Annotated in this window: 21 protein-coding genes; 9 read left to right on the forward strand and 12 right to left on the reverse strand. The window is 61.3% G+C overall.

The genetic code is table 11. The features are described 5' to 3' along the window. Positions 1-2 precede the first annotated feature (2 nt). Positions 3-1,850 carry a zinc-dependent metalloprotease family protein gene (locus tag HCI85_RS03960; protein WP_167142177.1) on the reverse strand — a complete coding sequence of 616 codons (1,848 nt, stop codon included), beginning with the start codon at positions 1,848-1,850 and terminating at the stop codon, positions 3-5. Between the two features lie 20 nt (positions 1,851-1,870). Then, the gene (locus HCI85_RS03965; protein ID WP_167142180.1) at positions 1,871-2,563 is read right to left on the reverse strand and encodes a hypothetical protein; all 693 of its coding nucleotides are present in this window, start codon (positions 2,561-2,563) and stop codon (positions 1,871-1,873) included. Between the two features lie 357 nt (positions 2,564-2,920). Between HCI85_RS03965 and HCI85_RS03970 the strand changes: the two genes are divergently transcribed. From HCI85_RS03970 to HCI85_RS03985, 4 genes are read left to right on the forward strand one after another with little or no spacing between them, the layout of a single operon-like run. Continuing rightward, positions 2,921-4,255 carry a TAXI family TRAP transporter solute-binding subunit gene (locus HCI85_RS03970; RefSeq protein ID WP_167142182.1) on the forward strand — a complete coding sequence of 445 codons (1,335 nt, stop codon included), beginning with the start codon at positions 2,921-2,923 and terminating at the stop codon, positions 4,253-4,255. A gap of 36 nt (positions 4,256-4,291) precedes the next feature. Further along, the gene (gene yejK / locus HCI85_RS03975; RefSeq protein WP_090248829.1) at positions 4,292-5,299 is read left to right on the forward strand and encodes a nucleoid-associated protein YejK; all 1,008 of its coding nucleotides are present in this window, start codon (positions 4,292-4,294) and stop codon (positions 5,297-5,299) included. A gap of 2 nt (positions 5,300-5,301) precedes the next feature. Then, positions 5,302-6,120: a polyphosphate kinase 2 family protein gene (locus HCI85_RS03980; RefSeq protein WP_167142185.1), complete on the forward strand. Its 819-nt coding sequence runs from the start codon at positions 5,302-5,304 to the stop codon at positions 6,118-6,120. A gap of 47 nt (positions 6,121-6,167) precedes the next feature. Then, a complete protein-coding gene (locus HCI85_RS03985; protein ID WP_167142188.1) occupies positions 6,168-6,485 on the forward strand; it encodes a glutaredoxin family protein in 318 nt (105 codons plus the stop codon). A 33-nt stretch (positions 6,486-6,518) separates the two neighbouring features. Here HCI85_RS03985 and HCI85_RS03990 read toward each other — a convergent pair whose 3' ends face one another. From HCI85_RS03990 to HCI85_RS04000, 3 genes are all read right to left on the reverse strand, one after another. Continuing rightward, complete coding sequence (locus HCI85_RS03990) at positions 6,519-7,454, reverse strand: glutathione S-transferase family protein (RefSeq protein WP_167142191.1); 936 nt, start codon at positions 7,452-7,454, stop codon at positions 6,519-6,521. A gap of 66 nt (positions 7,455-7,520) precedes the next feature. After that, on the reverse strand, positions 7,521-7,838 hold the full coding sequence (locus tag HCI85_RS03995; RefSeq protein WP_167142194.1) for a GIY-YIG nuclease family protein: 318 nt from the start codon (positions 7,836-7,838) through the stop codon (positions 7,521-7,523). Between the two features lie 37 nt (positions 7,839-7,875). Beyond that, positions 7,876-8,346 carry a nuclear transport factor 2 family protein gene (locus HCI85_RS04000; protein WP_167142197.1) on the reverse strand — a complete coding sequence of 157 codons (471 nt, stop codon included), beginning with the start codon at positions 8,344-8,346 and terminating at the stop codon, positions 7,876-7,878. Between the two features lie 119 nt (positions 8,347-8,465). Between HCI85_RS04000 and HCI85_RS04005 the strand changes: the two genes are divergently transcribed. From HCI85_RS04005 to HCI85_RS04025, 5 genes are all read left to right on the forward strand, one after another. Then, positions 8,466-9,413 (forward strand): GlxA family transcriptional regulator, encoded by a 948-nt coding sequence (locus tag HCI85_RS04005; RefSeq protein WP_167142201.1) that lies wholly within the window; start codon positions 8,466-8,468, stop codon positions 9,411-9,413. 98 nt (positions 9,414-9,511) lie between these two features. Then, a complete protein-coding gene (locus HCI85_RS04010; RefSeq protein ID WP_167142204.1) occupies positions 9,512-10,465 on the forward strand; it encodes an ornithine cyclodeaminase family protein in 954 nt (317 codons plus the stop codon). Further along, on the forward strand, positions 10,465-11,592 hold the full coding sequence (locus HCI85_RS04015) for an NAD(P)/FAD-dependent oxidoreductase (RefSeq protein WP_167142207.1): 1,128 nt from the start codon (positions 10,465-10,467) through the stop codon (positions 11,590-11,592). Before HCI85_RS04010 ends, HCI85_RS04015 begins: the two co-directional genes overlap by 1 nt. Positions 11,593-11,673: 81 nt before the next feature. Next, on the forward strand, positions 11,674-12,306 hold the full coding sequence (locus HCI85_RS04020) for a helix-turn-helix transcriptional regulator (protein WP_167142210.1): 633 nt from the start codon (positions 11,674-11,676) through the stop codon (positions 12,304-12,306). 29 nt (positions 12,307-12,335) lie between these two features. Further along, positions 12,336-12,779, forward strand: a complete 444-nt coding sequence (locus HCI85_RS04025) for a hypothetical protein (protein ID WP_167142213.1) — start codon at positions 12,336-12,338, stop codon at positions 12,777-12,779. 19 nt (positions 12,780-12,798) lie between these two features. Here HCI85_RS04025 and HCI85_RS04030 read toward each other — a convergent pair whose 3' ends face one another. The 7 genes from HCI85_RS04030 to moaC form a co-directional block, all read right to left on the reverse strand. Next, entirely contained in the window at positions 12,799-13,296 is a 498-nt protein-coding gene (locus tag HCI85_RS04030) for a hypothetical protein (protein WP_167142217.1), read from the reverse strand. A gap of 130 nt (positions 13,297-13,426) precedes the next feature. Continuing rightward, complete coding sequence (locus tag HCI85_RS04035; RefSeq protein ID WP_167142220.1) at positions 13,427-14,887, reverse strand: S1C family serine protease; 1,461 nt, start codon at positions 14,885-14,887, stop codon at positions 13,427-13,429. Continuing rightward, positions 14,880-15,929: a PDZ domain-containing protein gene (locus HCI85_RS04040; RefSeq protein WP_167142224.1), complete on the reverse strand. Its 1,050-nt coding sequence runs from the start codon at positions 15,927-15,929 to the stop codon at positions 14,880-14,882. Before HCI85_RS04040 ends, HCI85_RS04035 begins: the two co-directional genes overlap by 8 nt. 237 nt (positions 15,930-16,166) lie before the next feature. Beyond that, positions 16,167-16,943: an ABC transporter substrate-binding protein gene (locus tag HCI85_RS04045; protein WP_167142227.1), complete on the reverse strand. Its 777-nt coding sequence runs from the start codon at positions 16,941-16,943 to the stop codon at positions 16,167-16,169. A 276-nt stretch (positions 16,944-17,219) separates the two neighbouring features. Next, complete coding sequence (moaE, locus tag HCI85_RS04050) at positions 17,220-17,678, reverse strand: molybdopterin synthase catalytic subunit MoaE (protein ID WP_167142230.1); 459 nt, start codon at positions 17,676-17,678, stop codon at positions 17,220-17,222. Between the two features lie 46 nt (positions 17,679-17,724). After that, a complete protein-coding gene (locus HCI85_RS04055; protein WP_090248858.1) occupies positions 17,725-17,967 on the reverse strand; it encodes a MoaD/ThiS family protein in 243 nt (80 codons plus the stop codon). Next, a complete protein-coding gene (gene moaC, locus HCI85_RS04060) occupies positions 17,964-18,440 on the reverse strand; it encodes a cyclic pyranopterin monophosphate synthase MoaC (protein WP_160085348.1) in 477 nt (158 codons plus the stop codon). The genes HCI85_RS04055 and moaC overlap by 4 nt, the downstream gene beginning before the upstream one ends. Between the last annotated feature and the right edge of the window lie 2 nt (positions 18,441-18,442).

Consider the following 18,442-nt stretch of genomic DNA (forward strand, 5'->3'; position numbering starts at 1 on the left):
GGCTAGAGCCGGTTAAGGCTGATGTTATCCAGGTACAGCGATTGGTCTGGGCGGGTACCAAGCACCAGCAGTTCCATGCGTCGATAAGCGCCGGCCGGCACCTGGAAGGTCTGCTGCAACTTGCTCCAAACGCCGCCCTTGGTATTCACCACACCGAGTGACAGCGTACGAGCTTTGCCGGACGTGTCTTCAAGGTAGAGGTAGGCATAGGACAGCGCAGCGACGCTGGCGGTGCGGCTCACCATCACGTCAGCGTTGAAGCGATACGACAAACCTGGCTGCACCTTGCCGGCTAGCAACAGGCTAGCGCCAGTGCCATCGGCCTTACGCGCATAGACCTCCAGCGACTTGCCGGTCTTCGCCAGCGCGGTGAGCCGATTGCTGCCGTAGAAGCCAGTCCACTCACCGATCGCGCTGTCGAACGGCCAACTGAATGCCGCTGGCGTAACTGGCTTGACCGCGGAGGTGGGCGTCACTTCGCTGAGCTGAACTTCGTCCAGCAGCACACCCAAACGGTTGACGCTTAATAGGCCCAGGTAGGTGTTACGAATGACGGTGGGTGGCGGCTGGTAGATAAAGGTCATGTCGATGGGCGTGAACTCGCTGCTGGTCACCGACTTGATCGCGCCGTTGGCGCTGCTGTAGCTGATACCGGCGTTTTCCTCATGGACCATGCCTAAGTACACGTTACCGCGCACATTGGTGCCCTTGAGCATGACCTTGGCTTTCAACCGGTAGGTGGCGCCCACCTTGAGCGCGCCGACAGAGGTGGCGAGCATATCGTCGCGACCAGCCGGCAGGTCGAATTGCAACGCGTCGTCACGGCAGGTTTTACCGACGTTAAGTTGGCTCAGCTTGGCCACGTTAAGTAAGGTTTTCCAACCATCCAGGGTGCGGAACTCACCGTTGGTTACCAAGCTTGTGAGGGCGGGCTTGGCGCACCAGGCCGTTACCGGTGGTGCTACGGGCGCGACCGGTGTGGTGGGTGCAGTGGGCGTAGTAGGTTTGGTCGGCGTGCTGGTGGGGTTGACCGTTTCGGGCACTTTTGTCGGACGCAGTGCGGCGATGTGTGCGGCCATGTCATTTAGCGCGCGAGCGGCGTCAGCATAGCTGGCACGGCCACACGCCTGGTTGGCACAGGTACTGTCAGCCAGCGCTGGGGTGGAAAACAACGGCGCCTGCACCGACGCATTAAACGCCTGCGGGTAGGCCATGATGGTCGCGAAACGACCCTGTACGCCATAACCGCGGCCCCACTCATAGGTGCCTTGGTGAATGCCCCGAGCCAGGTAGGTGTAGTAACCCTCGGTCTGGTCTTGCTCGTAGGAGTGACGCAGCCCAAGGTTGTGGCCAATCTCGTGAGCCATGGTGCTCAGGCTGCAATCCACGCCGGTGATGCCGTAGGCACTGGCCCAGGCGCCATTCTGGAACGTGCCGCTGTTCTTCGGGCCGGAGAGCACGTAACCAATGCCGCACACCCCATAGCCCTGGCCCACTTGGGTACGGCTGATCAGTTGCACCACGTCGGCGCCGTAGGTTTCACGCAGTTGTTGTACCCGCGGGTCGGCGGCGAACGCAGACAAATCTTTGCCAGATATGGTCGGGTAGCTGGCCCAGTTCAGCAGTTGCCGGTTGACCAAGCGCAGACGCAGGTTGACGTTACTTTTCTTGAACGCGTTGTTGGCAAATTCGATGTAGCTGGCGATGCGTGCGTCAATGTCACGCCCATTAGGCAGGGCTTGCGCCTCTTTGGTGTAGAGCACCAGCAGATCGACGGTGCGCGGTTCGGTGGCAGCTTGAGTCAACGGGGCCAGCAAGAGCATGGCCAGGCAGACGAATAATTTTTTCATGATGTTTAATCCTGTAGCACTCAGCCGCGGGTTGGCGGTGGGAGTGGCTGCAACGGCGTGGATTCAGGGGTCACGAGGGCGTCCGGGGTGGCACGCAGCAGCAGCTCGTTCTGGTCGGTAATCAGCGTGCTGCCGGTGGCGTTGTCCACCACAAACGACAGGGTCTTATCGCTGGTTGCCAGGGTGATGTGGGTCTCCAGCTGCCCGCGCACGACGGTCAGCGAGTCTTCCGGCTGCCCCCCTTGCACCGACCCGCTCCAAACGGCGACACCGGTGTTGTGGGTCTCGTCCAGCGTGGCGCGTAGCGGTTCTTTGCGCCCCGGCACGGCCAGCTGCAGGGTTTTGCCCACGGCCAGGGTGCCAAGGGCAGAAACCGGCATGTTGGTGCGGTAGAGGGTCATTTCGTCTTGCTGCTCAGGCACCAGCGAACGGCTGTCCCAGAGCTCAATCACGTTGTCAGTCGGGGCAGCCGTTTGGGCCGTGACATCTTTAACTGGCGTACTCGCGACCCCACCCGCGGCAGCAACCGACGGCGCACTGAACGGCTTGGACGGCAGCAAACCGGTGGACGGCGCCACAGCAGCCAGGGCAGAAGGCAACGGGGCAGAAGGCGTAACAGCGACGTTGGCCGTTGCAGGCTCGTGCAGTAAAAATGCAAGCGTGGCACCTGAGGCAAGCAGGGCTACTGCCACATAAAGCAGGGTTCGGGGCATAGGCCACCTTCCTACGTTCAACCCGCAACAGCCGGGTTAGAGCGAAGCCACGGAAGAGCATCCCTGAAAGACCGCGGAACAGGTTAAACCGTCGTGGAGCAACGGTCGGTTGTTGTTCGTTTTATTGACGTCAAAATATTGATATCACAGTGCCATCATCGCCCACAAAGACGAATTCGCTATAGAGAAACCCTGAAAAACGCATTCCAGAAGCTTATAAAGCTGTCTGACGCTTCGTTTCCGCTCTAAATCGAGCGCCAGGCACAGCCCGCACGACGCACGTGTACAAGGGCAACAGGCGAAAAAGACGCCGGACGGTTAACCTTTACGCACTCAGAGCAAGGCCAAGGAACTGCAATGCGAAGAATCCTGCGCGACCTAAAGATTATGTTGTTGACCAACCTGTGGATCGTGCCCGTAGTGGCCGCCTTGGTCGGTGCCCTCTTCTACTTTGTTGCCCCACCACCGCCCATGCATGCCCGCATGGCGACCGGCGCAGTGGGCGGTGGCTACCATGCATTTGGCGAGCGGCTGCGGGACGAACTGGCGCTGCAGGGTTTCAGCCTGGAACTGGTAGAGAGCGCGGGCTCTGCAGACAATCTGGGCAAACTGGGTCGCGGCGACGTGGAACTGGCCATGGTCCAGAGCGGCCAGGAACTGACCCTTAGCGACGAGGCGCGCAGCACCCTCAATGGCCTGGGCGTGATGTACCGCGAACCGCTGTGGCTGTTTCTCGGCGACACAGTCAAATTCGAACGTCTGAGCGATCTGATCAAGCTGCGCCTGGCCATCGGCTCCGCCAACAGTGGTACCCAGGCAGTCACCGCGGCACTTTTTGCCGCCAACCGCATCGAGCCGCCACAGTACCCACAGCGCTGGCAACAAATGGGCGGCAGCAAGGCCGCTGAAGCGCTGATCGCGGGCGAACTGGACGCGGCCTTCTTCGTGGGCCCCGCCGAAAATGCCTTGATCCAGCGCCTGGCTGCGGAGCCCAAAGTACGCCTGGTCAGCTTGCGCCGCACCGAAGCCTACCTCGCACGCCTGCCCTACTTGAGTCAGTTGCAGGTGGGCGAAGGCATGCTCGATATGCAGCACAACACCCCAGACCGTGACATCGTGACCCTCGGCCCGGTTGCCACGCTGGTCGCCGGCGAGGAATTCCACCCGTCACTCACCCCGCTGATCCTCGAAGCGGCGAAAACCGTGCTGAAGAATGGCAGCCTGCTCGACCCCGCCGGCAGCTATCCGGCCAAGCCGCCGCTGTCACTCAATACCCTGAACGAAGCCGAGTACTACTACGACAAGGGCCTGCCCATCCTGCAGCGCTATCTGCCGTTCCGTATTGCCTCCCTGGCTGACCGCTACATCATCCTGGCCATTCCACTGTTGGTGCTGCTGTTCCCGCTGTTCAAGGCCATCGGCCCGATCTACCAGTGGCGCATCCGCGCGCGCATCTACCGCTGGTACAAACACCTACGTGAGATCGACCAGCAGCTCTACCAAGGCAAACTGCCCAACGACCTGGATGCTGAGATCCTCCGCTTGGAACGCCTAGAGGATGAGTTGGCGCGGATTGAAGTGCCGCTGTCCTACTCCAGCGAGCTGTACCAGTTACATATGCACCTGCGCTACATGATCGAACGCCTGCATGCACTGCAGCAGCGCACGACTGCCAAGCAGCTGGTCGGGTAAGATGCGCGCTTTCCGTTTACGCACCACGAGGCCGCTATGCCGATCCGCCACTGCATCGTTCACCTGATCGACAAAAAGCCTGATGGCACTCCCGCCGTGCTGCATGCTCGCGACACCGAGCTGGCCGCCTCGCAAGCCATCGAAAACATGCTCGCCGACCTCAACGAGAGCTATAACGCCAAGCAGGGCAAGGCCTGGGGGTTTTTCCACGAGGAGTCCGGTGCCTATCCGTTCAGCGGCTGGTTGAAGCACTACCTCGACGAAGGTCAGGACTTTGCCGCATTCAGCCGTCAGGCGGTCGAGCAGCTGCAGAAGCTGATGGAAGAATCCAACCTGTCCACCGGCGGCCATGTGCTGTTCGCCCATTATCAGCAAGGCATGACCGATTACCTGTCGATCGCCCTGCTGCACCACAGTGAAGGCGTGGCAGTGAACGAGGCGTTAGACGTGACCGCCGCCAAGCACCTGGACCTGAGCCAGCTGCACCTGGCGGCGCGCATCAACATCTCCGAGTGGCGCAACAACGCCAACTCCAAGCAGTACATCTCGTTTATCAAGGGCAAGAACGGCAAGAAGGTCTCGGAGTACTTCCGCGACTTTATCGGCTGCCAGGAAGGCGTCGACGGGCCCGGCGAAACACGCACCCTGCTGAAAGCCTTCAGTGACTTCGTGGAAAGCGAAGACCTGCCGGAAGAACAGGCCCGCGAGAAGACCAAGACCTTGGTCAGCTATGCGGCGAACCAGGCCAAACAAGGCGAGCCCATCACCCTCGATGAGCTATCCGGACTGATCGACGAAGAACGACCCAAGGCCTTCTTTGAGCATATCCGCAACAAGGATTACGGCATGGCCCCGGAATTTCCGGCGGACAAACGCACCCTCAGCCAGTTCCAGCGCTTTACCGGCCGTGCCGAAGGTCTGTCGATCAGCTTTGAAGCTCATCTGCTCGGCTCGAAGATCGAGTACGACGAAAGCACTGACACCCTGGTGATCCGTAACCTGCCGACGCAGTTGACCGATCAACTCAAGCGCCGCAAAAACTAAGCATGAGCCGCCTGCCGGATAGCCTGCTGGATGCCTGCCGCTGTGATCCGGCAGCGCCCTTTGCCCAGGATCCGGCGCGCGACTTCGGCCTGAACAAGCAGGCGGCGCAGCTAGCCCTGGCTGAACTGCGCCCCTGGCTCAATCAGCAACAGCGCATGCTCTGGGCCAACCGGCGTAATGCCCTGCTGCTGATCCTGCAAGGCACCGATTGCTCCGGTAAGGATGGCGTGATTCGCCGGGTGATCAGCAGCTTCGATCCCCAGGGTCTGCGCATCCACAGTTTTCAGAAGCCCGATGCCTGCGAACAGCGCCATGACTTTCTCTGGCGCTATCAACGGCGCTTGCCGGGGCTGGGCCTGCTCGGGGTATTCAACCGCAGTTACTACGAAGGGCTGATCAGCGATCCGCTGGATGGCCTGTGCAGTGCTGCCGAACTGCCTGCGCGCCAGCTGGCGATTCACGCCTTCGAGGCGCAGCTGATCAGCCAGTCGATTCAACCGCTGAAATGCTTTTTGCAGCTATCCAGAGATGAACAAAAGCACCGCCTGCAAGAGCGCCTGGAAAAACCTCATAAACGCTGGAAACTGCACAGCAGCGACATGCAGTCCTACCGCGAATTTGACCTGCGCCAACAGCGCTGGGCCGAGCAACTTGCAGCCAGCCACAGCGACGCAGCACCCTGGTATGTAATTCCGGCGGATCATCGCTGGCTGCGCGACTGGCTGGTGGCAAGCCTGCTGGCCCGCGAGCTGGAGCGGCTAAAACTGGATTGGCCGCATACCCCGCCGCCGTTCAGTCTGGAAGACTTGCAGCGCAGTTAGCACACGGTTCACCAGACCATCGACACAAGCAGGCAAAGGAACGCCCCATGAAGAAAGTCATTCTGCTGCTTAGCGCCCTGGCGCTCTTCCAACACTGGGACACGGTGCAACGCTGGTTTCAACCGCCGCTGGCTGATCGACCAGGCGAAGTGGTGCTGTATGCCACGCAGTGGTGCGGCTACTGCGCGAAAACCCGCGAGCAACTGGCGAATGACCAGATTGCCTATCGGGAAATCGATATCGAGAAAGACCCAGCCGGCCAGGCGACCTTCAAGGCCCTGGGTGGGCGCGGCGTGCCCTTGCTGGATATCAAGGGCACGCTGATTCACGGTTACGATCCGCAGGCGATGCGCGCCGCCTACTGAAAAGCCAGCGCACGGTAGGTCCTAACCTGGTGCTTACAGCGCCTTGATGGCAAAGCCCAGCCGCGGGAAATGCACATGCACGGTACCGGCACGATCATCCTCGCGGCGTAGGATCAGTTCTTCAGCACCGGCGAACACGAGCTCGCCCTCTACCGGGTCGACACCGTAATCGGTGGCGGCAATCTGCACCCGCTGACCGACCGTGAGGCCGTTGGGTTCCACGAACGGCTCGTCCGGCAGAGCCGCTGGCGTCGCCGCATGGGCGATGGCAATAGCATCTTCTGCACTCAGCGCACTGGACGCACCGTGACCGAAGCCCAGCACGCGGCCGAGCCAGGCGCTGACATGCGGATAGGCATCGACCAGCGGCGCGGTCACTGGGGTGCCTTTGAGGAACCACAGACAATGGGCCAGGGAGAAGTCAGCAATCGACGGCTCACCAAACAGGAAGTCGCCCGCCTCGCGCGCCAGTTGCTGCTCTACCCGCCCCATCAGCGACGGCCAGTTGTGCTTGGCCACCTCGACCGGTACACGCGTTGCGCTACCGCCACTGAACAGCCCGGCACGGTCTGCGACAAAAGCCTTGACCGCCTCGGGCGGCAGCTTGCCGAAACGCACGGCAACGGATTCCGGCTGAAACACCAGGCTCACCGCATGTTGAAAAATCTGCGAGTCGATCCACTGAGCAAAGCTCGCCGCAACGAACTCCTGGCCCTCGGGGAACAGCGCAGGGGTTGCTTTCTCCGCGTCCAGGCGACGCGCAATCAGTGCGGTATCACAGTAGATATCGGCACCCACCTGCAGCACAGGAGTCTTGCGGTAGCCACCGGTCAGCGCCACTAGATCGGGCTTGGGCATGATTCGCGGAATATCCACCGAGCGCCAGGACAGCTGCTTGAAACCCAGCATCAGGCGCGCCTTCTCGGCAAACGGTGAGGCATCGTAATGGTGCAGGATCAACTCGTGCATGGCAGGCTCCGCAAGGGGTCAGGTAAACCAGCAGCTTAACCGCGCTGGCAGCAGCGGCCTACCCGCTTAGGCTGATGGTGCGTTATCAGTCGCAGCGATAACAGCAGCGGCGACTAGGGTTTCCTTGGCCGCCTTGCTCAAGGCCTTGACCGCGCGCTCCCGGCGCAGCGCCGCGCCTTTGCCGGCACATGGTTCGATATACACCAAAGCCTGCGCCGGGCTCACGTGGAAAAAGCGCGCGCCCTTACCGCTCTGGTGTTTGGCAAAACGCTTGTGCGGATCGTCGCTGATGCCGCAGTACAGCGCACCATTGGCCGCACGCACCAGATAGACAAACCAGGGCTTGGCGGCGGGTGTTTCAGACGCAGAAGAGGAGTCAAGCATCAGTTAAATCAGCAGGTAATAAGCAAGGTCGCCGAGCTTAACGGCTCTTCCGGAACGCCGCCAAACCTTTACCCGCCTGCTGGCGAATGGCGTTTTGCACAAACGGCGCCCAACCCAGCAGTTGACCTTTAAGACCCAGCGCCTGACCTGCCCAGCGCCACAGATCGAAGTGATCGCGATGCTCGCTGATTTTGCCGTCGCGAAAACGGAAGTTGGCCTCGATATGGTTGACCACCTGATTGCCCGTCTGGCTGAAGGTGTAAGTAGCCACCCAGCGCGCACGCCCGGAATGATCATCCGCCGCCACGCCATCAAAGGTCAGGGAAAAGCCCTGAGCCTTGGCGCAGAGCATGCGCCACATATCACCGGCAGCCGCACCGCGCAGGTCGGTAAACACCGGGTCGCTGAACTGCACATCCTCGCTGTAACAGCTGGCCATGGTTTCGGCATCCAACTGCTGGAAGGCCTGGTAGAAACGGGTGATCAGCTCGGCGTTGGGGTGGGTCATGGGGCGAACTCCGGTAGGGAACGTGCGAGCAGTATTGTCGTTAAATCGCCGCTGCGCGATTGGCGCAAAAGACATACTTGTGTCAATAATCGCCAAATTTCATCGCACCTGAGCACGTCATGCTGAAGATCGCCCTGTACGTCTGCCCGCAAACCGTGTGCTCCAGCCTGAGCATGGCCATGGACGCGTTTGTCCTGGCCAACCGCCTGGCCGAGCAACGGTTGTTCGAGTTGCAGCGCGTTAGTCTGGATGGGGAGGCGGTTGATCTGGGCTTTGCGCAGATCCAGGTCGATGGCGACCTGAGCCTGGCCGAGGATGCCGAGCTGATTCTGCTCGCTGCCAGCGGCAGCGCCATCGATACCACCCTGAGCGATAACGCCGCCCTGCTGCCCTGGCTGGCGCAACGCGCACCCACCCAACAACTGGCCAGTCTGTGCAGCAGCGCCTTTCTGCTGGCCGCTGCCGGTGTGCTCGACGGGCGCCGCGCCACCACCCACTGGGCACTGGCCAGCCAGTTCCGCCTGCGCTTCCCGCAGGTCAATCTGCAGATCGAGCAACTGGTCTGTGAAGACGGCCAGTTGCTCAGCTCCGGCGGCGCACACGCCGGACTCGATTTGTGCCTGCACCTGATCCGCCAGCATGCGGGTGACACGCTGGCGCAGCAGGTGGCCAATGCTCTGGTGTTCGACAGCCAGCGCGGTCAGCAATCACGCTTCGCCCCGCTGCTGCCGCCGCCCAGCAGCGATTGTCCGCTCGCACCGGTGTTGCAGTGGCTGCACCGCCATCACGGCGAAGCTATCGACCTCAACCGCCTGGCCGCTGAAGCCAACTGCTCATCGCGCACCCTGTTGCGCCGCTTCAAGGCCAGCACCGGGCTGACGCCCAACGACTATCTGCAGCGCGTGCGCATTAGCGCCGCGCAGCGCGCCCTGCGCAGCCCGGCGTCGCTGGAGCAGATCGCCGAGCAGGTCGGGTACGCCGACCGCGCCACCTTTGCCAAGCTGTTCAAGCAACTCTGCGGGGAAAGCCCTGGGGCGTTTCGCAAGCGCTTACGCCAAGCACATTAAACGTCGCAGCCACGTATCAAGATGCCGCGTCAGCGCTTGTCGATCAATACACTAAAGTCCAAAATGGAATTAAATGTTTAATTCGTACGGAGCCGCCGATGTCGACCACCCCTTATGTGCTGGATAAAACCGCTGCCGAGCAGCTGCTCGCTCAGGTCGATGTGCACCAGGCCATGGTCGCGATGTTCCGCGAGCTGGCCGCCGGCCATGCGGTGCAGCCCGCGCAGCAGCTGGTGGAGTTCCCCAACGAGGCTGGCGACTTTATCAATTACCTGGGCGTACTCGCCGGAGCGGGTGTGTACGGGGTGAAAACCTCGCCCTATATCGTCCGCGAGCAAGGCCCGCTGATTACCGCCTGGACCCTGCTGATGTCGATGCAAACCTGCCAGCCACTGCTGCTGTGCGATGCCGGCAGCCTAACCACCGCACGTACCGCCGCCACCACCGCAGTGGCCGTGGATGCCCTTGCCACGCCCGAAGCCAACCGCCTGGCGGTGATCGGCAGCGGCGCCGTGGCGCAAGCCCATGTGCATTACGCCAAACACCTACGCCCGTGGCAGAGCATCCGCCTTTACTCACCAGGTTTGGCCGGCAAAACCGGCGCGCAGCTGCTCAAGCTGCAGCAACTCGACCCACGCATCCAGCTGTGCGCCAGCCAGGCAGACGCCATTCGCGATGCCGATGTGGTGATGCTCTGCACTTCATCGGCGAAACCGTTGCTCGATCCCGTCGAGCTGGATAAACCGGCGCTGATCACCTCAATCAGCACTAACGCGCCGCGCGCCCATGAAGTAACGCCCGCCAGTCTGCTGAATATGGATGTCTACTGCGACTACCGCGCTACCACCCCGGATAGCGCGGGGGAAATGCTCCTGGCCAGCCGTCTGGGCTGGAGCAGTGCCGACATCCTGGGTGATCTGGCTGGGCTCGTCAGCGGTAAGGCCGTGCGCCCGGACTATCGCCGCTCAGTATTTTTCCGCTCCATCGGCCTGGGCCTGGAAGATGTCGCCCTGGCCCACGCGCTATACCAGCTCAAGCAGGAGACCTGCTGATGCACCAGGCGGACTACCTGATCATCGGCGCCGGCATTGCGGGGGCCTCCACCGGCTACTTTCTCGCCGCCCATGGCAAGACCATCCTGCTGGAGCGCGAGCAGCTGCCGGGTTACCACTCCACCGGGCGCTCGGCCGCGCTCTATACCGTGGCCTACGGCACGCCCCAGGTGCGCGCGCTGACCGCCGCCAGCCGCGCCTTCTACGATGCGCCGCCCGCAGGTTTTGCCGAGCACCCGCTGCTAACCCAGCGCGGCGAGCTGGTGGTGGACTTCACCGGTGATGCCGCCGAGCTGCAACGCCAGTTCGACAGCGGCAAAGCCAGCGTGCCCGATATGCGTCTGTTGAGCGCCGATGAAGCCTGCGCACTGGTGCCTGTGCTGCGCCGCGACAAGGTGCAGGCCGCCATGCTCGACCCCAGCGCCGCCGACATCGACACCGACGCCCTGCACCAGGGCTACCTGCGCGGCATACGCCAGCAGGGCGGGGAAATCCACAGCCACTGCGAAGTGCTACGCATCCAGCGCGACGGCGATGTCTGGTTGGTGGACTGCGGCAGCGCGCAATACCGCGCCAAGGTGCTGATCAACGCCGCCGGCGGTTGGTGCGACCAGATTGCCGCCCTGGCGGGCGTGGCGCCCATTGGTTTGATCCCCAAACGCCGCGCCGCCTTTACCTTTAACGGGCCGGAAGGCATCGACTGCCATGCCTGGCCATGCGTGGTCAGCCTGGACGAATCCTTCTACTTCAAGCCCGATGCCGGCCTGCTGCTCGGCTCGCCAGCCAACGCCGACCCGGTCGAGCCCCACGATGTACAGCCGGAAGAGCTGGATATCGCCCTGGGCATCTACCAGATCGAAGAGCACACCAGCCTGAGCATTCGCCGCCCAGCGCATACCTGGGCTGGCCTACGCTCCTTCGTCGCCGATGGCGATCTGGTCGGCGGCTTCGACCCGCAGATGGCGGGCTTCTTCTGGGTGGCCGCGCAAGGCGGTTACGGCATCCAGACCTCAGCCGCCATGGGCATGGCCTGCGCCGCCCTGGCCCGTGGTGAATCGCTGCCCGAACACTTGCGCCAATTTGGCCTTACGGAAGCCATGCTCTCCCCTGCCCGCCTACTCAAATAATCAGTCGCAGCGCCCGAGGATGACGCCTCGGGCGCTTTGCGGCACACTCGCAACGCCACCTGAGCCCGAAGAGTTAGCCGCATGACGCCGCCCCGCCCTGCCCCCGAGCTGGACAACTACCGCACCATCGCCGACGCCATTGCCACGCTGTTCTTCCCCCATGCCGAAGTGGTGCTGCACGATCTGCGCACACAAAAGGTCGACTACATCGCCAACAACATCTCCAAACGGGTGATCGGTGATGACGCGGCGCTGGAAGACATGCTCAGTGGCGACGTCGACGAACGCACCATCGGCCCTTATGAAAAGCTCAACTGGGACGGCCAGAAGATTCGCTCGGTCAGCAGCGTGCTACGCGACGCCACCGGCACGCCCATCGCGGTGCTGTGCATCAACCTGAATATCTCGCTGTTCGAGACCGCCAAGCAGGCGCTGGACCTGTTTCTCTCCTCCAGCAAACTGGTGCCGCAGCCCGACGCCCTGTTCCGCGATGACTGGCAGGAGCGCATCAACACCTTTCTGCACAGCTGGCTACGCCAGCGCCAGCTCGGCCTCAACCTGCTGACCCGCGATCACAAGCGCGAACTGGTCGAAGCCCTGCACGCCGAAGGCGCCTTCAAAGGCAAAAGCGCCGCCAACTACGTGGCCAACGTTCTGAACATGGGCCGCGCGACGGTGTACAAGCATTTGAAAGAGATCAAAGGCGAGGCCTGAGTCCGCTCATTCGGCAGGGATTGCCAGACATGCAACGTTTTCTCGGTTTTATCTTCGCAACCATTCAGGCGCTGGGCATTCCCCTGGTAGCTGGGCTGTTTATCTGCGCCGTCACCGGCGAGCCGCGTCGCACGCTGGAATGGCCATTTTTAATCGATGTCGATTACCCGCTGCTGGAAATCCTGCTGCTCTCGCTGCCCAGCATATTGCTCTACGCCGCCCTCATCAGAGTGTTGAAAAATCGTCGTTTGCGAGCGGCCAGCTTTGTTCTGCTGGCTGTGCTTGCGGCCTATTTTAGCTGCGTGGTATTCGCCCAAGCCTTTGGTAATACCTGGACGCAGTCAGCGATTTTCATCGCCCTGTTTCTCGGGCGCCTGCATCTGCTTGCAATCGCTCTACTACCTGGCCTGCTGCTGTGGTGGCTTATTGATTTACTCGGCACGCTGATACGCGGACGCCTGCCGCAGGCTTGAGCAGATAACGCCTTTGCAACTAAGTGCGGGCGCCAGGAATGCCGCGAGCGTTTTTCTTCTGCAGGATCATTGATGCTTCGTTATAGGCATGCTGGAAGGCGTCGCTGCCGATCCACTCCACGGCGGTATCTTCGTCTTCATCGTGGAAAATCGCGCGATAGACGATCAGCAGCCCCATCATAAAGTCCGTGGCAGCCTCTTCCGCTTCCTCCGCGACCACCAACTCCAACACTGGGTATTGCAGGAATATCAGGCACATTGCCAACAGGCTGATGCCTTCGCCGACCTTCATCGCCTGGAACAGGTCGTCGAAGTGCGCAGGGTCGAAACCGTTCTCTTCGATGTCTTTGAAGTCGAAGGTGCTCAGGTCGATTTCCACATCATCGAACGGCTCGTTAATCAACGGGTTGGCCAGCAGCGGGTGTACGACATGGGCTTTAGCCTTGCCCGAACGGTTCTGCTTGGCCTTGGCTTTGGCCCGCTGGGCGCGTTTCTGCTGTTTATCTGGGGAAGCCATGGAGGCGCGGTCCTTGTTCGGTAGAGCCATAGTTATGGTCCGGGATAGTCTGGCGCATAGTGTATTCAGTCTTGGCTCAGTCCGTCGGCCATATGCTGCTGAGCCTGGCGCAGTGATTGCAGAAAAGCGCCTAAGGCTTCCACTCCAGCGTTTCATAAACTGGCTTCACCGAGTTGAACTCCTCGTAATGCTTCTGCACCTCAGCGCGGTTGGCGAAGCAGAACTGGCCGGCCATCTGGTCGGGTTTGAATAACGCCTTCTGCGCATTGGCATAGCAGTAACCCGAAGGTGGGCTGCATTGCACCTCAGGGAAGCTGAACGGCCGCCAGGCCTCGGGCTGCTGCTGCCTGACCTTGGTCACAAAGGCAGAGAGCGTGGTCATCATGCCGGCCGAGGTTATCTGCGGGCTGGGGCTCTGGAAGATCGCCGATTGCACGCCGCCGGGCTTCTTCACCACATAGATATAGGCATGGCAGAAGGTATTGCCCTGGGGCGCGGCAGCAGGCGCAGCAATCACCGGAGTTGGCACTGGCGCCGGCGGCTGAGCAACGGCAGCAACTGCAACTGCAACTGGCGCAGCGCGCGTCGGAATGGCCAGCGTAAGCTCCTGCTGCGCACGATTGCGCCATACCCCCAATGGCGCGCGGTAGCCGCTGCGCAGACGGCTGGTGATCGACTGCACATCCTCTGGCCCGCGCACTTCCTGACCAGACACATCGAGGATCACATCCATCGACTTTAGGCCAGCTTTTGCCGCAGGGCTGCCAGGGGTGACGCTGACTACCCAGGCACCGGTAGGGCTTTTCAGGCCAAGGGCACTGACCAATTCCGGGCTCGGGCTTTCCAGGGTCAAGCCGAGGTCCGTGGCCTCGATACTGCTGCTGCCGATGTTAGCCGCAGCAGGCGAAACGCTGGCCGGCGCCGCTGCTGCTCGCGTTGCTAGCTTGGCGGCCTTTTCAATCGGCGGCGGAGTCCAGGGCACGTGCACCGTGTCCCAGTTCATTTGTAGCCTGGTTAGGTTTGCAAGGCGCTCGATCTCTGCAGCGGCATTGGCCGGGCTGTCCTCCATCAGGCAACCACCCCGGCCGTCCGTAACCCCGTAGGTCGAGCGCAGCATCGCATTGAACGCCGCGGTCTCCGCCGCGCCGCCGTCGGTGTAAAAGTCGCGATAGGTAAACACCGGAGTCAGGTAGTTGACCGTTTCCGTGCCGGAAAAGCAGTAGCCGTAAGCCGTGACCTGCCCAGAGGCCGGCACCGTGGCCGTACCGCCAAAGCAGCCCTGCTCGCGGCGCACCTGATTAAGCGCATCCATCTGCCAACCATCAACCCTGGCCATGCCCGGGTCACCTGATGGGTTGGATTTCTGATGAAGCTCTAGCATATAGGCGTGGCTTTCCTCCAGCTCACTACAGCTTTTACCGCGCCAGGTGGAGGTGGTGATGCCGAGTTTTTCTGGCGTTATCGAGGCCTCCATCGCCGCCTCCATCGCGGGAGAAAACACCGCGTGAGCAGCATGCATACAACCGGAGAGCGCTGCCGAAGCAACCGCCAGCGCCGCTAAACGCAAAGCCAGTACGGTGTGATCACTCATTGCGCAGCACCATCTGCACGTCGCGTTTAGCCTGGTTGCGCCAGACGCTGACTGTGGCCTTGTAACCGGCGCGCATGCGCGACGAAATATCCGCGACATCCTGGGCCGAGGCCACTTCCTGGCCGCTGACTTCGACAATCACATCCAGCGGCTTGATGCCCGCCCGATCCGCCGCACTGCCCTTGACGGTGTCCGTCACCCAGGCACCTTTCGCTGAGGCCAGCCCCACTGCTTTGGCGTAAGACGGCGTCACCACGCCCAGGCTCATGCCCTGCAACGAGACAGAAGTGGCCTTGAGCAGCATGGCGCTACCGCGCGCGGCCAGCGGCAGTACCGGGGGCGGATTACCCGACGAGGCAATAAGGGCCGGAACGGTATAGAAGTTGTGTGCACGCCAGTATTTGAGATTGATGCTCGAGCTGATGGGAGCTTTGGCAATGGCCAGGCGAAAGTCGACGGAGTCTGCAATCGGCTGGTCATTGACTGCCACCACGATATCGCCAGCAAGGATTCCGGCATTTTGTGCACTGCTGCCTGGCCCGGTGCGTTCGATCAGCACGCCCGTCGTCGGTGCTGAAATCCGCGCGGCACTGACGGCGTCAACCGTATCCATGTGCACGCCAATGATCCCGCGCGGCAGGTTCGCCTGGGTACAACCCTTTTCATACCAGACCTGGCTGGCAGCGACCTTACGGGCCTCGCCCGCCTGCTGCAGCAAAGGCTCGCTACTGCCGACATAGCCAGGCACTTCAATCAGCGCCATTTCGATGTACTCGCAGGAACGTGGGCGATAGCGCTCAGGCGTTTCGCGGGTCACCAGCATCTGCAGGTCCGGTTTATACGGCGCGGCTTGCCCCGGCACCGGCACAGCACCAGGCGTCGATTCTATCGAGCTGGCCGAAGCCAATGCGACGGCTCCACCTGCAACGGCTGCCGTTGTAAGCAGCGCGCTGGCATCCCCAGGAATGGGTGCAACCATCGCCGCCACAACCGCCAACTCCCCCAGGCCGCCATCGGAGGCGCAGCCGCTGAGACCCAGCATGGAAAAGGCCAGTAACAGGTAGCAGGCTGACTTCGTAGGGTGCCCGACCATTGAAACCTCCAACGCACGCAAGCGTGCTTGTAATAGATTTCGGCATCATGGCAATTTGCCTTGATGTTGTATATGAGGGGGCGAGCTACCGCGAAGGCGAGCAGTGATAAGTGACTAGGCATGCTGTAAACACAAGCCGAACAGTAAAAAGCCGCGCACTGCGCGGCTTTTTACTGCCTGATGCAATCAGTCGCCGTAGATATCGAAGGTGAAGTACTTGGCCTGAATCTTCTGGTACTCGCCGCTGGCGCGTATCGCCTGAATGGCTGCATTCAGCTTGCCGAGCAGTTCAGAATCGCCCTTGCGCACGGCGATGCCGGCACCTTCACCGAAATAATTCGGGTCGGTAAACGCCGGACCGACGAAGGCGAAGCCCTTGCCGTTGGCGGTTTTCAGAAAGCCCTCATCCACCGGGATGGCGTCGGCCAAGGTGCCGTCCAGGCGCGCAGAGATCAGGTCGAGGTAGATCTCGTTCTGCGAGCTGTAGCGCACCACTTCAACCCCTTGTGCGGCCAGCACTTCGCTGGCGAAACGGTCGGTGGTGGTCGAGCGCTGCACGCCGATGCGCCTGCCCTTAAGGTTACTGAAATCGGCGGCCACTTCGCTGCCGTCCTTCATCACCAGGCGCGCCGGGCTGTAGTAGTACTTGCCGGTGAAATCCACCGATTTGCGCCGGTCATCGGTGATGGTCATGGACGACAGAATGGCGTCGACCTTTTTCACCTTGAGCGAGGGGATCAGGCCATCGAACTCCTGCTCGATCCATTGGCACTCGGTTTTCATCTCGGCGCACAGGGCGTTGCCAATATCCACATCAAAGCCGGCGATCTGACCGCTGGCTTCCTTGAAGGCGAATGGCGGATACGCGGCCTCGATACCCAGGCGCAAGGGCTTGTCTGCGGCGAACAGACTGGATGCAATCAGGCTCAGGGCGATGCCGCCCGCCAGGACGATTTTCTTCATTGTGCGGATTCCTGCTGAGGGAGTGACAGGCCCGTGCCACCTGGCATTGCTGCGCAGATCGAGCGGGCAACGACGGTTGCTGCAAGACAGAAGAAAGGCGCATCAGGTGTGCTCCTGAGCGAAAAGCGATGGCTGAGAAGCACGCATGGACGGGTCATATGCCAGCCTCGATTTATACTTTAAATTCCATACTGGACTTATATGTATAAATCGTCAACCGGGCAACAGGCAGCGCTGCGACTGAAGAATCAGCGCAGGCGACCTGGCAAAAGGTGTTTAGGGTTCCTGTTTCCAGCGCTCGGCTGCGGTCTGATCGGAGCAGCGCCCTTCGACCCAGCGCGGGCCTTCGGCGGTGTCTTCCTTCTTCCAGAACGGCGCGCGGGTTTTCAGGTAATCCATGACGAAGTTGCAGGCGTCGAATGCCGCCTGACGGTGGGCGCTGCTGGTGCCGACAAACACAATCGGCTCGCCTGGTTCCAAGCGACCGATACGGTGAATGATCTCGATACCCAACAGCGGCCAGCGCTGCGTGGCTTCCTCGGCAATCTTGCCCAGGGCCTTCTCGGTCATGCCAGGGAAGTGTTCGAGAAACATCCCGCCGACTTCGCGGCCTTCGTTGAAATCGCGCACATAGCCGACAAAGCTGACCACCGCGCCAATGCCCAGGTTGGCCGCGTGCAAGGCGTTGAGTTCATTGCCCGGATCGAAGGGGTGCGACTGGACGCGAGTGCTCATGCAAAGGTTCTCTGTGGGAGGGGCTTTAGCCGCGACGAAAAACGGCTCAACCGCCGGTTACGGTAGGAAAAAACGCCACTTCATCGCCAGCTGCCAGCGGCTCATCCAGGCTGCACAGTTCCTGATTGCGTGCACACATCAGGTTCTGCTCAGCCAGTACTTCCCAGACCCCGCCACGCGCCAGCAAGTGTTGACGCAGTTGATCAAGGCTGGTGAATTCAGCGCTCAACTGCTCACCATCCAGACCCAGGGCTTCGCGGTAACGGGCGAAATACTGCACGCGGATCATGCTTCTTCCCCAGCTATAAAGTGTCCACTCTTGCCACCGACCTTCTCCAGCAGGCGCACGCTTTCGATCACCATGCCGCGATCCACCGCCTTGCACATGTCATAGATAGTCAACGCGGCGACGCTGGCGGCGGTCAGGGCTTCCATTTCCACCCCGGTCTGCCCGGTCAGCTTGCAGCGCGCAGTGATGCGCACGACATCCGCGCCCTCAGGGGTCAGCTCGACCTTGACGCTGGTGAGCATCAACGGGTGGCACAGCGGGATCAGGTCGCTGGTTTTCTTCGCTGCCTGAATACCGGCAATACGCGCCACGGCGAACACGTCACCCTTGGGGTGATCGCCCTGAGCAATCATCTGCAGGGTTTCTGGGCGCATGCGCACCAAAGCTTCGGCCACGGCTTCACGGACGGTCAGGGCTTTATCGCTGACATCGACCATATTGGCGCGGCCTTGGGAATCGAGATGGGTTAACACAG

Origin of the sequence: Pseudomonas sp. OTU750018 (genome assembly GCF_011636575.1) — a bacterium.
GTDB classification, from domain to species: domain Bacteria; phylum Pseudomonadota; class Gammaproteobacteria; order Pseudomonadales; family Pseudomonadaceae; genus Aquipseudomonas; species Aquipseudomonas peli.

Coding starts and splice junctions, on each gene's coding strand:
- HCI85_RS03960 (WP_167142177.1), bottom strand. CDS start 1,850: ATGAAAAAATTATTCGTCTGCCTGGCCATGCTCTTGCTGGCCCCGTTG.
- HCI85_RS03965 (WP_167142180.1), bottom strand. CDS start 2,563: ATGCCCCGAACCCTGCTTTATGTGGCAGTAGCCCTGCTTGCCTCAGGT.
- HCI85_RS03970 (WP_167142182.1), top strand. CDS start 2,921: ATGCGAAGAATCCTGCGCGACCTAAAGATTATGTTGTTGACCAACCTG.
- yejK (WP_090248829.1), top strand. CDS start 4,292: ATGCCGATCCGCCACTGCATCGTTCACCTGATCGACAAAAAGCCTGAT.
- HCI85_RS03980 (WP_167142185.1), top strand. CDS start 5,302: ATGAGCCGCCTGCCGGATAGCCTGCTGGATGCCTGCCGCTGTGATCCG.
- HCI85_RS03985 (WP_167142188.1), top strand. CDS start 6,168: ATGAAGAAAGTCATTCTGCTGCTTAGCGCCCTGGCGCTCTTCCAACAC.
- HCI85_RS03990 (WP_167142191.1), bottom strand. CDS start 7,454: ATGCACGAGTTGATCCTGCACCATTACGATGCCTCACCGTTTGCCGAG.
- HCI85_RS03995 (WP_167142194.1), bottom strand. CDS start 7,838: ATGCTTGACTCCTCTTCTGCGTCTGAAACACCCGCCGCCAAGCCCTGG.
- HCI85_RS04000 (WP_167142197.1), bottom strand. CDS start 8,346: ATGACCCACCCCAACGCCGAGCTGATCACCCGTTTCTACCAGGCCTTC.
- HCI85_RS04005 (WP_167142201.1), top strand. CDS start 8,466: ATGCTGAAGATCGCCCTGTACGTCTGCCCGCAAACCGTGTGCTCCAGC.
- HCI85_RS04010 (WP_167142204.1), top strand. CDS start 9,512: ATGTCGACCACCCCTTATGTGCTGGATAAAACCGCTGCCGAGCAGCTG.
- HCI85_RS04015 (WP_167142207.1), top strand. CDS start 10,465: ATGCACCAGGCGGACTACCTGATCATCGGCGCCGGCATTGCGGGGGCC.
- HCI85_RS04020 (WP_167142210.1), top strand. CDS start 11,674: ATGACGCCGCCCCGCCCTGCCCCCGAGCTGGACAACTACCGCACCATC.
- HCI85_RS04025 (WP_167142213.1), top strand. CDS start 12,336: ATGCAACGTTTTCTCGGTTTTATCTTCGCAACCATTCAGGCGCTGGGC.
- HCI85_RS04030 (WP_167142217.1), bottom strand. CDS start 13,296: ATGGCTTCCCCAGATAAACAGCAGAAACGCGCCCAGCGGGCCAAAGCC.
- HCI85_RS04035 (WP_167142220.1), bottom strand. CDS start 14,887: ATGAGTGATCACACCGTACTGGCTTTGCGTTTAGCGGCGCTGGCGGTT.
- HCI85_RS04040 (WP_167142224.1), bottom strand. CDS start 15,929: ATGCTGGGTCTCAGCGGCTGCGCCTCCGATGGCGGCCTGGGGGAGTTG.
- HCI85_RS04045 (WP_167142227.1), bottom strand. CDS start 16,943: ATGAAGAAAATCGTCCTGGCGGGCGGCATCGCCCTGAGCCTGATTGCA.
- moaE (WP_167142230.1), bottom strand. CDS start 17,678: ATGAGCACTCGCGTCCAGTCGCACCCCTTCGATCCGGGCAATGAACTC.
- HCI85_RS04055 (WP_090248858.1), bottom strand. CDS start 17,967: ATGATCCGCGTGCAGTATTTCGCCCGTTACCGCGAAGCCCTGGGTCTG.